Origin of the sequence: Pseudarthrobacter sp. PvP090 (assembly GCF_040547365.1) — a bacterium.
Classification (GTDB): domain Bacteria; phylum Actinomycetota; class Actinomycetes; order Actinomycetales; family Micrococcaceae; genus Arthrobacter.
Genome location: NZ_JBEPPO010000002.1, coordinates 314,154 through 328,544, shown reverse-complemented (window position 1 = coordinate 328,544; position 14,391 = coordinate 314,154). Strand labels below are relative to the sequence as shown.

General features: G+C 67.7%; 13 protein-coding genes. 6 read left to right on the top strand and 7 right to left on the bottom strand.

Translation table 11 applies throughout. The annotated features are described in order from the left end of the window. The first annotated feature begins 17 nt into the window (after nucleotides 1–17). On the top strand, nucleotides 18–3,575 hold the full coding sequence (gene dnaE / locus ABIC21_RS03395; protein WP_354348999.1) for a DNA polymerase III subunit alpha: 3,558 nt from the start codon (nucleotides 18–20) through the stop codon (nucleotides 3,573–3,575). A gap of 97 nt (nucleotides 3,576–3,672) precedes the next feature. Here the strand turns inward: dnaE and ABIC21_RS03390 are convergent, their stop codons facing one another. Further along, nucleotides 3,673–4,131 carry a flavin reductase family protein gene (locus ABIC21_RS03390; protein ID WP_354349070.1) on the bottom strand — a complete coding sequence of 153 codons (459 nt, stop codon included), beginning with the start codon at nucleotides 4,129–4,131 and terminating at the stop codon, nucleotides 3,673–3,675. A gap of 208 nt (nucleotides 4,132–4,339) precedes the next feature. Between ABIC21_RS03390 and ABIC21_RS03385 the strand changes: the two genes are divergently transcribed. The 3 genes from ABIC21_RS03385 (at nucleotide 4,340) to nrdR (ending at nucleotide 7,089) form a co-directional block, all read left to right on the top strand. Then, nucleotides 4,340–4,957 (top strand): hypothetical protein, encoded by a 618-nt coding sequence (locus ABIC21_RS03385; RefSeq protein ID WP_354348998.1) that lies wholly within the window; start codon nucleotides 4,340–4,342, stop codon nucleotides 4,955–4,957. Nucleotides 4,958–5,060: 103 nt separating this feature from the next. Then, a complete protein-coding gene (hisD, locus tag ABIC21_RS03380) occupies nucleotides 5,061–6,452 on the top strand; it encodes a histidinol dehydrogenase (RefSeq protein ID WP_502935946.1) in 1,392 nt (463 codons plus the stop codon). 145 nt (nucleotides 6,453–6,597) lie between these two features. Further along, nucleotides 6,598–7,089: a transcriptional regulator NrdR gene (nrdR, locus tag ABIC21_RS03375; RefSeq protein ID WP_354348997.1), complete on the top strand. Its 492-nt coding sequence runs from the start codon at nucleotides 6,598–6,600 to the stop codon at nucleotides 7,087–7,089. 145 nt (nucleotides 7,090–7,234) lie between these two features. Here the strand turns inward: nrdR and ppgK are convergent, their stop codons facing one another. Together ppgK and map are read right to left on the bottom strand one after the other, a co-directional pair. After that, nucleotides 7,235–8,038 carry a polyphosphate--glucose phosphotransferase gene (gene ppgK / locus ABIC21_RS03370; RefSeq protein WP_354348996.1) on the bottom strand — a complete coding sequence of 268 codons (804 nt, stop codon included), beginning with the start codon at nucleotides 8,036–8,038 and terminating at the stop codon, nucleotides 7,235–7,237. A gap of 90 nt (nucleotides 8,039–8,128) precedes the next feature. Continuing rightward, on the bottom strand, nucleotides 8,129–9,007 hold the full coding sequence (gene map / locus ABIC21_RS03365; RefSeq protein WP_354348995.1) for a type I methionyl aminopeptidase: 879 nt from the start codon (nucleotides 9,005–9,007) through the stop codon (nucleotides 8,129–8,131). Between the two features lie 70 nt (nucleotides 9,008–9,077). On the opposite strand from map, the gene ABIC21_RS03360 reads away from it, so the two are divergent. Together ABIC21_RS03360 and ABIC21_RS03355 are read left to right on the top strand one after the other, a co-directional pair. Next, a complete protein-coding gene (locus tag ABIC21_RS03360) occupies nucleotides 9,078–9,245 on the top strand; it encodes an SPOR domain-containing protein (protein ID WP_128081649.1) in 168 nt (55 codons plus the stop codon). 132 nt (nucleotides 9,246–9,377) lie between these two features. Next, the gene (locus ABIC21_RS03355) at nucleotides 9,378–11,411 is read left to right on the top strand and encodes a phage holin family protein (RefSeq protein ID WP_354348994.1); all 2,034 of its coding nucleotides are present in this window, start codon (nucleotides 9,378–9,380) and stop codon (nucleotides 11,409–11,411) included. Between the two features lie 75 nt (nucleotides 11,412–11,486). Here ABIC21_RS03355 and ABIC21_RS03350 read toward each other — a convergent pair whose 3' ends face one another. From ABIC21_RS03350 to panB, 4 genes are all read right to left on the bottom strand, one after another. Continuing rightward, a complete protein-coding gene (locus tag ABIC21_RS03350; protein ID WP_354348993.1) occupies nucleotides 11,487–12,245 on the bottom strand; it encodes an MBL fold metallo-hydrolase in 759 nt (252 codons plus the stop codon). A 13-nt stretch (nucleotides 12,246–12,258) separates the two neighbouring features. Next, the gene (locus ABIC21_RS03345) at nucleotides 12,259–12,576 is read right to left on the bottom strand and encodes a carboxymuconolactone decarboxylase family protein (RefSeq protein ID WP_354348992.1); all 318 of its coding nucleotides are present in this window, start codon (nucleotides 12,574–12,576) and stop codon (nucleotides 12,259–12,261) included. A gap of 107 nt (nucleotides 12,577–12,683) precedes the next feature. Next, complete coding sequence (locus ABIC21_RS03340; protein WP_354348991.1) at nucleotides 12,684–13,079, bottom strand: SHOCT domain-containing protein; 396 nt, start codon at nucleotides 13,077–13,079, stop codon at nucleotides 12,684–12,686. 230 nt (nucleotides 13,080–13,309) lie between these two features. After that, nucleotides 13,310–14,245: a 3-methyl-2-oxobutanoate hydroxymethyltransferase gene (gene panB / locus ABIC21_RS03335; protein WP_354348990.1), complete on the bottom strand. Its 936-nt coding sequence runs from the start codon at nucleotides 14,243–14,245 to the stop codon at nucleotides 13,310–13,312. Nucleotides 14,246–14,391: the final 146 nt, after the last annotated feature.

Here is a 14,391-nt window from a genome sequence, read left to right as displayed (position 1 = left end):
GGCACTAGAATGGTTCGGTGACTTCCAGCAACGACTCGTTTGTCCATCTCCACAACCACACCGAGTACTCGATGTTGGACGGCGCCGCCCGGCTCAGTGAACTGTTCGACGAAACCGAGCGGCTCGGCATGCCCGCCCTGGCCACCACGGACCACGGCTACCTGTTCGGCGCCTTCGACTTCTGGAAGCGGGCCACGGACCAGGGCATCAGGCCGATCATCGGCGTCGAGGCCTACGTCACGCCCGGAACGGCGCGCACGGACAAGACCCGCGTCCGCTGGGGCGAGGAGAGCCAGCGCAAGGATGACATCTCCGGCGGTGGCTCCTATACGCACATGACGCTGCTCAGCTACAACAACAAGGGCATGCGGAACCTGTTCCGGGCCTCGTCCATCGCCTCCCTGGACTCGGTCTTCGGCAAATGGCCCCGGCTGGACCGCGAGCTGCTGAACACCTACTCCGAAGGCCTGATCGCCACCACCGGCTGCCCGTCCGGTGAAGTCCAGACCAGGCTCCGGCTCGGGCAGTACCGGGAAGCCGTCGAGGCGGCCGCCGAGTTCCGCGACATTTTCGGCGCCGAGAACTACTTTTGCGAACTCATGGACCATGGCCTGGACATCGAGCGGCGCGTCACCGGTGACCTGCTGCGCCTGGCCAAGGAACTGAACCTGCCGCTGGTGGCCACCAACGACCTGCACTACACGCACGAGCACGACGCGAAGGCGCACGAGGCCCTGCTGGCCATCCAGTCGGGTTCCACCCTGCTGGAGCCCACCTACGACAACGGCGGCTCGCGCTTCGCCTTCTCCGGCAGCGGCTACTACCTGAAGTCCCCGCAGGAAATGCGGGAGCTGTTCCGCGACCACCCGGAGGCGTGCGACAACACCCTCCTGATCGCCGAGCGCTGCGACGTGTCCTTCAACACCGGCGCCAACTACATGCCCCGGTTCCCCTGCCCGGAGGGGGAGGATGAGACGTCCTGGCTGGTCAAGGAAGTCGACAAGGGACTCCAGTACCGCTACCCCAAGGGCATCCCGGACAAGGTGCGCGCCCAGGCCGACTACGAACTCGGCGTCATCACGTCCATGGGCTTCCCGGGCTACTTCCTCGTCGTGGCCGACTTCATCAACTGGGCCAAGAACAACGGCATCCGGGTGGGTCCCGGACGTGGCTCGGGCGCCGGGTCCATGGTGGCCTACGCCATGCGCATCACCGACCTCGATCCGCTGCACCACGGCCTCATCTTCGAGCGCTTCCTCAACCCGGACCGCGTCTCCATGCCCGACTTCGACGTCGACTTCGATGACCGGCGCCGCTCCGAAGTCATCGACTACGTCACGCGCAAATACGGCGACGAACGTGTCGCGATGATCGTCACCTACGGCACCATCAAAACCAAGCAGGCGCTCAAGGACTCCTCGCGCGTGCTGGGCTACCCGTTCAGCATGGGCGAACAGCTCACCAAGGCGCTCCCGCCGGCCGTGATGGCCAAGGACATTCCGCTGGCGGATATCCAGAACAAGGACTCCAAGCGCTACAGCGAGGCCGGCGACTTCCGGCAGCTGATCGCCACGGACCCGGAAGCCGCCAAGGTGTTCGAAACGGCGCTCGGCATCGAGGGCCTGAAACGCCAGTGGGGTGTCCACGCGGCCGGTGTCATCATGTCCTCGGACCCGATCATCGACGTCATCCCGATCATGCGCCGTTTCCAGGACGGCCAGGTCATCACGCAGTTTGACTACCCGACGTCCGAGGGCCTCGGCCTGATCAAGATGGACTTCCTCGGCCTGCGAAACCTCACGATCATTTCCGACGCCCTCGAAAACATCAAGATGAACCGCGGGATCGACCTGGACCTGGAGTCCCTGGAGCTCGACGACGCGGCATCCTACGAGCTGCTGGCCCGGGGCGACACCCTGGGCGTGTTCCAGCTCGACGGCGGCCCGATGCGCTCCCTGCTCAAACTCATGAAGCCTGACAACTTCGAAGACATCTCCGCCGTGTTGGCCCTCTACCGCCCCGGCCCCATGGGCGCCAACGCCCACACTGACTACGCCCTGCGCAAGAACAAAATCCAGGAAGTCATCCCGATCCACCCGGAGCTGGAGGAACCGCTCGCCGAAATCCTCGGTGGCACCTACGGCCTGATCGTGTACCAGGAGCAGGTGATGGCCGTGGCGCAGAAGCTCGCCGGCTACACCCTGGGACAGGCCGACATCCTGCGCCGCGCCATGGGCAAGAAGAAGAAATCCGAGCTGGACAAGCAGTTCGCGGGCTTCTCCCAGGGCATGCAGGACAACGGCTACTCCATGGCCGCGGTCAAGACCCTCTGGGACATCCTGCTGCCGTTCTCCGACTACGCCTTCAACAAGGCCCACTCGGCCGCCTACGGCGTGATCTCCTACTGGACCGCCTACCTCAAAGCCCACTATGCGCCCGAGTACATGGCCGCCCTGCTCACCAGCGTCGGGGACGACAAGGACAAGTCGGCCATCTACCTCAACGAATGCCGGCGCATGGGCATCACGGTGCTGCCGCCGGACGTCAACGAGTCCGCGCTTAACTTCACCCCCGTCGGCACCGACATCCGCTTCGGCATGGGCGCCATCCGCAACGTCGGCGTCAACGCCGTCGAGGCCATGGTCGCCGCCCGGGACACGGAAGGCGCCTACACGTCCTTCAAGGACTACCTGGTGAAGGTCCCGGCCGTGGTGTGCAACAAGCGCACGATTGAATCCCTCATCAAGGCCGGTGCGTTCGATTCGCTCGGCCACCACCGGCGCGCCCTGGCCATGATCCACGAAGAAGCGATCGACTCAGTCATTACGCTCAAACGCAACGAGGCGATCGGCCAGTTCGACCTGTTCGCCGGTTTCGACGAGGCCGAATCCGAGGCCTCGCTGAGCATTGAAATCCCGGACCTCCCCGAATGGGAGAAAAAGGACAAGCTCTCCTTCGAACGCGACATGCTCGGCCTGTACGTCTCCGACCACCCGCTCCAGGGACTCGAAGGGGTCCTGAGCCAGCACGCCGACCAGTCCATCACCTCGCTCATCGCCGAGGACGGCCCGCACGACGGCGCCATCGTCACCATCGCCGGCATGATCACCTCACTGAGCCGGCGGATCGCGAAAGCCAGCGGCAACGCCTACGCCCGCGCGGAGATCGAGGACCTGGGCGGTTCCGTCGAGGTCATGTTCTTCGGCCAGGTCTACGGCCCCATCGCCTCCGTGCTCGCCGAAGACCTGATCGTGGTGGTCAAGGGACGGCTGCAGCGCCGCGATGACGGCGCCGTCGCCCTCAACTGCATGGAACTGTCCGTCCCGGACCTCAGCGAGGGCCTCAACGGCCCGCTCGTGATCACCATGCAGACCCACAAAGCGACCGAAGCGGTCGTGACCGAGCTCGGAGACGTGCTGCGCACACACCGCGGCAAGTCCGAGGTCCGGCTGCACCTGCAGGGCGACTCCCGGGTGGAGATCATGGGCCTGCCCGTGCATCTCCGGGTGAACCCCAGCCCCTCATTGTTCGGGGACCTGAAGGTGCTGCTCGGCCCGACCTGCCTGGACAGCTGAGTTGCAGGGGGCCCTTCCCCCGCCGAGGTGACAGCTAATGCCCATGCCGCTCAAGGACATGGGCATTAACTGTCACCTCGTGAGGCGAAGCAGCCGCTCAGATCTCGTAGTCGAGCGGCGCGGGCTGGCCGTAGGCGCCGGAGTGGTAGAGCAGCGGAGCGCCGTCGGCGCCCACCTCACCTTCCACGACCTCGACCACCACCACGGCGTTGTTCTCGAAGGAGAGCCGCATCTGGACCTTCCCGATCAGCCAGCCGGCCACGTCGTTCAGGATGGGCACCTCATGGGGCCCGAGCGCCCAGTGATCGCCCTCGAAGCGGTTGCTGGTCCGGGCAAAGCGGTCGGCCAGCGACTGGTTCTCCAGTCCCAGCATGTGGACGCCGATGTAGGTGGTGTTGGCCACGGCCGGCCAGGAGCTGGAAGTGCGGGCCATATTGAACGTGAACCGGGGCGGCTTCGCCGACAGCGAGGCCACGGAGGTCGCCGTAAAACCGAAGGGGACACCGTTGAAGTTGGCGGTGATGATGGCCACACCGGCCGCATGCCGGCGGAACATTTCCTTGAAGGTTCCCTCGAAGGCTTGGTCCTCTGTGGCCACTGCGATCCAACTCCCTGCTGCACGTGTGTGATGTTCCTACCCTGCCAGCGTATTGCGCCTGGGAACGGCGGCGGTACTTGTTTACCCGGAGGCGTCATGTGGAACGTCACCCGGGGCCGCGCGGTGTCATGTGCCCCGCCGCCGGAAAGCTTGTTAAGGTGTGTGCATGACACACCCCGCAGTGCACGGCCAGCTCCCGCAGGATGCCCCGCAGCAGATGCCCGGGGTTTCGCTCCCGGGTTCCGGCGGGGACGCGGCATCCGGCCGGCCGGTCCCCACGGACGGCGTCCGTGCCACGTCGTGGCGGAAGGCCGCCGTCATCGCCGCCGCCGGAGTTCCCGTGGGGCTGCTCTGGTGGATCCTGGCGCCCTCCGGGCTGAACCTGCTCTCGGGCGATCCGGAGCTGCGGAGCGGCGGCAACACCGAAGGGTGGCTGCCCCGGGACCTGGTGCTGGCGGGCCTGTTCCTGCTCGCCGGCTGCATTTCGGGCGCAGTCGCCTCCGGCAGCAAGCACGTGCCGCCGTCCGGCCGGGACGTTGTTCTCGCCGTGGGTGCGGGCGCACTGGGCGCCCTCGCGGCCTGGGGGACCGGCGTGCTGTGTGGCCTCTGGTGGGGAACGCCCGAAGACACCTCGGCCAGTGCCAGCATTGCCTTTTCATTGCGCTCCCTCGCCGTCCTCGCGATCTGGCCGGCCGCGACGGCACTGACCATTTTCCTGAACACTGTCTTCACGACGCCGACGCCGACGCCGACGCCGACGCCCGAAGACGGGCCGGGGGCCTGAAGCCGGGCCCGGGGCCTGACCACGGGTCCGCCGGGCATCCCCGGACCGACAGGCCCGGTGTAACAGGCGCGGAACCCGCCGGCGCTGCCCGTAAAATGAACGGGTGACCACTTCAGCTGACAGCTCCGTGCCCGCCGCTACCGCGCCCCCGGTTCCCGCCGGTCCCACCTTCCGCACCGTGGACCTCCGCGGCCAGCGGCTGACCCTCGCCGGCCTCCGCGCCGCGGTGCCCCGGGCGCAGGCAGGCACCATGGCTGATGCCGAGCACAAAGTCCTGGACATTATCGACGCCGTCCGGACCCGGGGTTTCGAGGCGCTCAGCGAACTGGCCCGGACCTTCGACGGCGTGGAGCAGTCGCACCCGAGGGTCCCCGCCGAAGCGCTGGCAGCGGCCCTGGCCGGACTCGATCCCGCCGTGCGGGCGGCTCTGGAAGAGTCCATCAGGCGCGCGCGGCTCTTTGCCGACGCCCAGCGGCCCGCGGACACCGACGTCGAACTCGGCGAAGGTGCGGTGGTCAGCCAGAACTGGGTCCCCGTGGCCCGCGTGGGCCTCTACGTCCCCGGCGGCCTGGCGGTCTACCCCTCCTCCGTGATCATGAACGTCGTCCCGGCCCTCGCGGCCGGCGTCGAATCCATCGCCCTGGCATCTCCGCCGCAGAAGGACTTCGGCGGGCTCCCGCACCCCACGATCCTTGCCGCAGCGTGCCTGCTCGGGATTGACGAGGTCTACGCGATCGGCGGCGCCCAGGCCATTGCGGCCTTCGCCTACGGCATCGCCGCCACGGAGGAGAAGGCCGGACTGGACCCCGTTGACGTCGTCACCGGCCCGGGCAACGTCTTTGTCGCCACGGCTAAGCGCCTCGTCAAGGGCGTCGTCGGCATCGATTCCGAGGCCGGCACCACTGAGATCGCGATCCTGGCCGATGCCACCGCGAAGCCGGACCTCGTCGCGGCCGACCTGATCAGCCAGGCCGAGCACGACCCCAAGGCGGCGTCCGTGCTGATCACGGACTCCGAGGACCTCGCCGCCGCCGTCCGGGTGGAACTCGAGCGGCAGGCGGCAGCGACCAAGCACAGTGCGCGGGTCCGTGAGGCTCTCTCCGGCCCGCAGTCCGGCGTCGTGCTGGTGGACAACCTGGACCAGGGCATCGCGGCGTGCAACGCCTACGCCGCCGAACACCTGGAGATCATGACGGCGGACGCGGCCGGCGTCGCGGGCCGGATCCGCAGCGCCGGGGCGATCTTCGTGGGGGACTACAGCCCAGTCAGCCTCGGCGACTACTGCGCCGGTTCCAACCACGTGCTGCCGACCAGCGGCACCGCGGCGTTCTCCTCGGGCCTGAACGTGACCACGTTCCTGCGTGCCATCCAGGTGGTTAACTACACGCGCGCCGCCCTGGCAGAGGTCAGCGGCCACATCGTGAGCCTGTCCGGGGCGGAGGACCTGCCGGCGCACGGCGAGGCGGTCACCGCCCGGTTCCCGCAGGGCGCCTGACCACAACATGTAGTAATTACAGGCTTGTTATTCAGCTACATCTAGTCGTAAACTGATGGCGGAGCCAACCGCCGAACGCCGAACGCCAACCGCCGAATCGTCGAACACCGTTCGGCCATCCGCCTGCGCCAGGGGAGGAAACGTTATGTATTGTCCGTTTTGCCGGAACCCTGATTCGCGTGTCGTGGACAGCCGGATCGCCGACGACGGTTCAGCCATCCGGCGGCGCCGGCAGTGCCCCGAATGCGGCCGCCGCTTCACCACTGTCGAGACCACCAGCCTGACCGTGATCAAGCGCTCCGGCGTTGGCGAGCCGTTCAGCCGCAGCAAGGTCATCAACGGCGTCCGCAAGGCCTGCCAGGGCCGTCCGGTCACCGAGGACGACCTCGCGATGCTGGCCCAGGAAGTCGAAGAGGCCATCCGCGCCTCCGGCGCCGCGGAAATCGAGGCGCATGAAGTCGGCCTTGCCATCCTCAACCCGCTCCAGCGCCTCGACGAGGTCGCCTACCTGCGCTTCGCGAGCGTCTACCAGGCCTTCGAATCCCTCGAGGACTTCGAGGCGGCCATTTCCCTGCTCCGCCATGAGGCCGAGACCAAGGGCCGTGAGGGCACGAGCCAGCAGAAGAGCGCGCTCTAAGGCCGTTCCAGGAGCGCCGGCTCACAGACTCCGGTGGTGGCAGCGGAGGGGAAGCCGCGGCCACCACCGGCACCACATAATAAAGAGCCATCACTCCGGGTCGTTCCCAGCGTTCAGAACGACCCGGAGTGATAGCTCTTTTTGGCTACTTGGCGAGCTTGTGCTTCAGTGCGATCTCGAGGGCGGCGCCGACGATGCCGGCGTCATTCTTCAGCTCGGCCGGAACGATGGGCGTGCGCAGCTGCAGCCGCGGCAGGTACTCGTCGGCGCGCTTCGAGATGCCGCCGCCGATGATGAACAGCTCGGGGGAGAAGAGGAACTCCACGTGGGACAGGTACCGCTGCAGCAGCACGCTGTACTCTTCCCAGCTCAGGCCGTCCCGCTCACGGGCCACGGCCGAGGCCTTGCTCTCGGCGTCGAATCCGTCAATTTCCAGGTGTCCGAGTTCGGCGTTGGGAACCAGCTTGCCGTCGAAGATGAACGCGGAACCGATGCCCGTGCCGAGCGTGATGACGAGCACGGTACCTTCCACGAATTCACCCGCGCCGAAACGGGCCTCCGCGAGACCGGCTGCGTCGGCGTCGTTGATGACCTCCACGGGCCGGCCCAGGCGGGCGGTCAGCATTGCGTCAATGTCCATTTCCAGCCAGGACTTGTCCACGTTGGCGGCGGAGTGGACCACACCATGCTGGATGATGCCGGGAAAGGTGACGCCCACGGGCGAGTCCGGCGCCGGAGCGTCGGGCCGGGCGGACAGCTCGGCGACAACCTGGGCCACGACCTCGGCCACGGATTCGGGGGTGGAGGGCTGCGGCGTGGGCATGCGGAGGCGGTCACCGACCAGTTTCCCCTTCTTCAGGTCCACGATCCCGCCCTTGATCCCGGTCCCGCCGATGTCGATGCCGATCAGCGGGGCGTTCTTCTTCAACTTCTCGTCCTTCTTGGCCAATGTGGTTCCGTTCGTGGCAGGGGGGCGGGGCTAGGAGGGTGCGGCCCAGGGCCGACGGGCGAAGACCGGGATCTTCTGGTGGAGCGGGAATCAGGGGAGCGTCAGTACTTCGGCGCCGGACTCCGTGACAAGCAGTGTGTGCTCGAACTGTGCGGTGCGTTTGCGGTCGCGGGTCACCACGGTCCAGTCATCGGCCCACATGTCCCAGTCCACGGTTCCGAGCGTCAGCATGGGCTCGATCGTGAAGACCATTCCGGCTTCGATGACGGTGTTGTAGGCGGGGGCGGCGTCGTAGTGCGGGATGATCAGGCCGGTGTGGAAAGCCTCGCCCACGCCGTGGCCGGTGAAGTCGCGGACCACCCCGTACCCAAAGCGTTTGGCATAGGACTCGATGGCCCGGCCGATCACGTTGATTTCGCGGCCCGGTGCCACGGCGCGGATGGCGCGGTTCAGAGACTCCTGCGTGCGCTCTACGAGCAGCCGGGATTCTTCGTCGACATCGCCGACCAGGAAAGTGTAGTTGGTGTCGCCGTGGACGCCGCCAATGAAGGCCGTGATGTCGATATTGAGGATGTCCCCGTCCCGGACCACCGTGCTGTCCGGGATGCCATGGCAGATGACTTCGTTCAGCGACGAGCACAAGGACTTGGGAAAGCCGCGGTAGCCGAGGGTCGACGGATACGCCTTGTGGTCCAGCAGGAACTCGTGGCCCACCCGGTCCAGCTGGTCCGTGGTGACTCCGGGCTGGATATGCTTCCCGACCTCGACGATCGCCTGCGCGGCGATTCGTGAAGCGATGCGGATCTTTTCAATGGTCTCCGCCGTCTTGACCTCTGATCCGGTGAACTTGGCCGGTGCGGGCTTGCCCACGTATTCGGGACGCGCGATCGACGCCGGAACGGGAAGCTGCGGACTGACGGCTCCCGGGACCAGGGTTCCGATGGGTGCAGTCGAGGCTAGAGAAGGCATACATTGATCATATAAGGCACGGCCGGAGGCATATAAACAATGGCCGGGAAATATCAGCTGAGGAGCATCGATGCCGGAGTACTGGTACAACGTCAACACGCATGAGGTTGAAGAGGACGCCATGTCCGATTGGAGCCAGCTGATTGGCCCGTACAAGACGCGGGAAGAAGCTGAACACGCCCTCGAGAAGGTCAAGGCCCGCAACGAATCCTGGGAAAAAGGCGACGAGGACGACTAGGTTCGATAACACAGCCTGAAGCTGGACAGTCGCCTGCACGTATCCGCGGGCAGCCGCGCCACCCGGCGGGCCCGGTTTTTCTCACCCGGTGCGGATGAGTGACCGCCGGTTGCGGCGGGCCATACTGGGAAAATGCCGACGAGCGATACGCGCACCCGCGGCGTCCGAGTCACCGACCTGGCCAGGCTGGCCGCAGCCTGGGCCGCCTCGACTGTAGCGCTCATCATCACCGGGGCGCTGCTGCCGGGGTTCTCGGCAACCAGTTGGTGGGACTACGCCGCCGTGGCAGCAGCGGCCGGCATCGTCGGCCTGATCCTGCGCCCCATGCTGGTGGAGATCTCGGCGAGGGTGGGCTGGCTGGCGGTGCTTCTTACCGCTGTTCTAGGCCAGGCCCTGATCATGTATGTCGCCATCCGGCTGGTGCCCGGCATCGAGTCGACGGCGTGGACCGCCCTTGCCGCAACCTGGATCAGTGCCGTCGTGGCCACCCTCATCTCGTGGGCCACCACGGCCGGTACTGATGACGGCCTGATCACGTCCCTGGCCGGCAGGGCGCGCCGGCAGAACACGGTGACCGACCCGGACGTTGACGGCGTCCTGTTCGTGCAGCTCGACGGTGTCCCTTTCCCGGTGCTGCAGTGGGCGGTCCAGTCCGGAGCGGTACCGAATATCCGGCGGTGGCTGTCCTCGGGCGACTACACGTGCCGCGAATGGACTCCCCAACTCCCATGCACCACCCCGGCCAGCCAGATGGGCATCCTGCACGGCACCGTTGACGGGATCCCCGCGTTCCGGTGGTACGACCGGGAGCTCAACCGGGTCCTGGTCGCCAACCGTCCGGCGGACGCACGGGTGATCGAGGAAAGGCACAGCACCGGGCAGGGCCTGCTTTGCGACGACGGGGTCTCCATTTCGAACCTGTTCACCGGTGACGCGCCCCGATCGCTGCTGACGATGAGCCGGGTGGAGGTCAGCCGTGGCTCCACCCAGACGCGCCGTGCGTTCGCCTGGTTCTTCACTTCACCGAACGGGTTCATGCGCAGCCTCACGCGGACCGTCGGGGAGGTCATCAAGGAGCGGTGGCAGGCCCGACGACAGGTCAGGCGTGACTTCGACCCGCGGGTGCACCGGGACTGGACCTTCGCCCTGCTGCGGGCAGTGACCAACAGTCTCCTGCGTGACCTGAACACGGCCCTGGTCGCCGAGGAGCTTCGTCGCGGCACGAAATGCATCTATGTCGACTACGTGGACTACGACGAGATCGCCCACCACGCAGGCGTGTTCCGGCCCGAGTCACTCGCTTCCCTGGATGGGCTGGACCGCACGCTGGGGTCCCTGGCCCGGCTCGCCGGCTCCGCTCCCCGCCGCTACCGGCTGGTGGTGCTCTCGGATCACGGCCAGTCCCAGGGCACCCCCTTCGCTGACCGGTACGGCCAGACGCTCGGCGACCTGTGTGCTGAACTCATGCAGGAACATGTACAGACCGTGGACGCGTCCGTCGAGGGGCTGGGGCGCGCAGACTCGATAGCCGGCGACATCGCGGCCGGGGGGATGACCGGGAAGCTTGCCGCCCGCGCCAACGAGGGGCTGACCAAGGCACAGCAGACTTCAGCTCCCGGCAAGGCCGCCGAGGAGCCCGTGGTTGTGCTGGGCTCGGGCAACCTGGGCCTGGTCTACGTGCGCGGTGACCGGCGCTGGACGCTCGAGGCGCTCGAGCGGGAGTGGCCGGCCCTGGTGCCGGGCCTGGCGGGCCATCCCGGCGTCGGGTTCGTCGCCGGCATCGACGACGACGGCCGGGCATGGGCGATCGGGAACGGCGGGCGCGTCGACCTCGCCAGCGGGGCGGTGGAGGGCGCCGACCCGCTGACCGGCCTCGGGCCCCACGCGGCGCGGGTCCTCCGACGTGCCCTGATGGACCCCGAGGCGCCGGATCTCTACGTCAACAGCATGGTCGATCCGGTGACCAACGACGTCGCGGCGTTCGAGGGCCTGGTCGGCTCCCACGGGGGCCTCGGCGGCTGGCAGGACCGCGCCGTGCTGCTCGGCCCCGCCGATCTCATGGCGGGGCTGCCCGAGCGGATAGAGGGTGCCGATGAGCTCCACCGGGTGCTGGTGGCGATGCTCGAGGCCTGTGGCCAGCGCGCCACGACGGCGTTCCCGCGCTGAGTAATCTGGCCACCGCGCGAAGTGGCCGGACCGCCGCGGCGGGCCTGGCCCGCGGGCCAGTTCACCGTCCCCGGCTCACCCGGGCGCCACCCATGACTGGCCTGGGGAGAGAACGACGGCCGTGCAGCCGGGGGCCCGCTCCGCCACGGCGTCCGCGAACCGGCGCCCGGGCAGTTCCAGCCAGCTCCGGGCAAAGTGTGTGACGAAGGGCGGGTGCAGCGTGCCCCAGTGCACCGGCAGGGCAAATCGCGCTCCGCTCAGTGCGACGGCCTGGGCGGCCGTCTCGGGGTTCAGGTGCCCCGCCGAGAGCTTGGGCCCCCACCCCCAGACCGGCACCAAGGCGACATCGATGGGGCCGCCCGCCATGGCGGCGAACCCGGCCATCTCCGGAAACAGCCCCGTGTCACCCGCGATCCAGACGATGCCCGACGGGCCGCGCACGATCTGGCCGTGGGCGTCGTTGGGGCGGTGCGGCATGGGGCGGTGTCGATGCTCCGCCGGCACCTGCCGTATTTCAACGCCGCGGCCTGCCGGCGTCCAGCCATCCCCCAACGGGACTGTGTTCAGAAACCTGCGGCGGCTCAGCCAGGCAACGTTTCCCGGGGCACTCATCAGGGCCGCCCCTGGCAGCATGCGGAGGGACCGCAGTTCGGCATGGTCGTGGTGCAGGTGGGAGAGGAGTACGACGTCGGGCCCGTTCCACGACGCCGGGTCCGGCCGGGGCGCCAGGCGCCGCAGCAGCCCGGCGTGGGGACGTAGCAACGGATCGGTCAGGATCCGGACGCCGTCGAGATCCAGGACCACAGAGGAGTGGCCGAGCCAGGTGAGTCTCATGCCGGGACCTGTGTCACTCCGTCTCTTCCTCCATGACGGCGATCGCGAACCCAAGCGCTTCGGTGATGTTGATTGCAGCCGACATCGTCCGGGCCGTTCCGATGATGGGGGCCACGGCGACGAGCACGTTTTGAACATCCTCGGCCGTAACGCCGGACTCGATCGCGGGCCCCACATGGGCAAGGTAGGAGATGGGCCGGGCATCGACCGCGGCGAGAGCGGCGATGCGAATCATGAGCAGCGCATCGGCCGGCAGGTCGGAGCGCCCCAGCGCGGCGTCGGTAATGGCGCCGATGGTCTCGAGAACCGGGTTCTCACTCTGAGCGGACATGGTCGATCTCCTTCACATGGGTTGCCATGACGGCCCCAGGAGGGGTCGCCGTTCGTGCTCAATGAAGAACGCGCACCGGGACCCGGGGCGCAGCCCGTCACTTCGGGTCAGGCCATGGCCTTTGCCTTGAGGGACTCAAACTCGGTCTGGTTGATGGCTCCGGAGTCGAGCAGGGCCTTGGCATCGGCGATCTGGCTGGCCGGGCTGGCAGACTTCCCTGCGACCTGCTGGATGTACTCCTGCTGGGCGGCCTGTTGTTCGGCCATGGCGGCCATCTGCCGTTCGGTCATGCTGCGGCCCCGGGCGATCAGGTAGATGAGGGCGCCCAGCCAGGGGACGAAGACCAGCAGGACCACCCAGCCGGCTTTGCCCCAGCCGCTGAGCGATCGGTCGCCGAACAAGTCAAACAGGCAACGGAACCACACCATCAGGGCCGCGATCCAGATAAAGAACCAGAAACTCCACAGCAGGACGTCCCAGAAGTCAGTCGAAATCGAGTCCATGGCTACTCCTCCACTAGTGTCCGCCGGTGTCCGGCCCGTCGTCTCAAGCACGAATCAGGCCGGCGGGGCGGAATATCTGCCGGGGCCCGGTGCAGGCCCTCAATGGCCAGACTGCCCGGCCGGGCGGGACTCCGCATCGTTCGTGAAGGATGAGGTGGCGCCGCGAACCCGCGGCGGCGGCCCCGGAGGGTCAGCCCACAGCGGCCTGGGAGGTCAATACCGGCGGCCGCCTAGAAGGAGTGCTCGGGGCCGGGGAACCCGCCGGAGCGCACGTCCTCGCCGTAGGCCTTCGCGGCGTCGCTGAGTGAGGTGCGCAGATCCGCGTACTGCTTGACGAACTTGGCCATCTTGCCGCCGCGCAGGCCCGCCATGTCCTGCCACACCAGCACCTGGCCGGTGGTGGCGTTGCCGGCGCCGATCCCGACGGTGGGGACGTCGACGGCGGCGTCCACGGCCGCCGCCGTCGCCGCCGGAACCATTTCCATCAGGACGCAGAACGCGCCGGCCTCGGCGAGGGCGACGGCGTCGTCGATGAGGCGCTGGGCGTCGTCGCCGCGGCCCTGGACCCGGTAGCCGCCGAGGGCGTGCTCGCTCTGCGGGGTGAATCCGATATGCGCCATCACGGGAATGCCGGCCTGGACCATGGCCCGGACGGTTTCGGCGTAGAACTTGCCGCCCTCGATCTTGACTGCGTGGGCGAGCCCCTCCTTGAGGAAACGCACGCCGGTGGCCACCGCCTGCTGGGCGGAGACCTCGTAGCTGCCAAAGGGCAGGTCCGCCACGACGAGGGCGCGCTTGGCCGAGCGGGTGACGGCGCGGCAGAGGGGGAGCAGCTCGTCCACGGTGACGGGCAGGCTGGTTTCGTTGCCGAAGACATTGTTGGAGGCCGAGTCACCCACGAGGAGGACCTCGATGCCGGCCTGGTCGAAGATTTCCGCCGTGTACTGGTCGTAGGCGGTCAGCATGGCGAAGCGCTCACCGTTGAGCTTGGCCTGGCGCAGGTGGTGGGTGCGGATCTTCGCCACCGGCTTCCGGGCGCCGGGCTCCTGGCCCCCCGTCGGGCCTGCGGCCGCAGCCGCGGACGTGCCCGCGGCCGCCGGTCCGTTGCCGTAGGGGGCGGCTAGTTCTGCGGGCATGCTGGAATCGGGGCTTGTGCTTGAGGCCATGGCACGAGCGTAGTGCGATACCGTGCGTCCTAGCTACCGGCCTCCAGCCCGCGGATGCGTGAATCACATCACACAGCCGCCCGCAGGGAGACCCGGGGAGCGTCCGGGGCGGCGAATCCGGGGCTCCCAGTGTTAACGCTGTGTTA

Excerpts from the sequence above, each read along its gene's own strand:
- ABIC21_RS03390 (WP_354349070.1), bottom strand. The coding sequence starts at position 4,131 with ATGTTCCGCCGGCATGCGGCCGGTGTGGCCATCATCACCGCCAACTTC.
- ABIC21_RS03385 (WP_354348998.1), top strand. The coding sequence starts at position 4,340 with ATGACACACCCCGCAGTGCACGGCCAGCTCCCGCAGGATGCCCCGCAG.
- nrdR (WP_354348997.1), top strand. The coding sequence starts at position 6,598 with ATGTATTGTCCGTTTTGCCGGAACCCTGATTCGCGTGTCGTGGACAGC.
- map (WP_354348995.1), bottom strand. The coding sequence starts at position 9,007 with ATGCCTTCTCTAGCCTCGACTGCACCCATCGGAACCCTGGTCCCGGGA.
- ABIC21_RS03360 (WP_128081649.1), top strand. The coding sequence starts at position 9,078 with ATGCCGGAGTACTGGTACAACGTCAACACGCATGAGGTTGAAGAGGAC.
- ABIC21_RS03355 (WP_354348994.1), top strand. The coding sequence starts at position 9,378 with ATGCCGACGAGCGATACGCGCACCCGCGGCGTCCGAGTCACCGACCTG.
- ABIC21_RS03350 (WP_354348993.1), bottom strand. The coding sequence starts at position 12,245 with ATGAGACTCACCTGGCTCGGCCACTCCTCTGTGGTCCTGGATCTCGAC.
- ABIC21_RS03345 (WP_354348992.1), bottom strand. The coding sequence starts at position 12,576 with ATGTCCGCTCAGAGTGAGAACCCGGTTCTCGAGACCATCGGCGCCATT.
- ABIC21_RS03340 (WP_354348991.1), bottom strand. The coding sequence starts at position 13,079 with ATGGACTCGATTTCGACTGACTTCTGGGACGTCCTGCTGTGGAGTTTC.
- panB (WP_354348990.1), bottom strand. The coding sequence starts at position 14,245 with ATGGCCTCAAGCACAAGCCCCGATTCCAGCATGCCCGCAGAACTAGCC.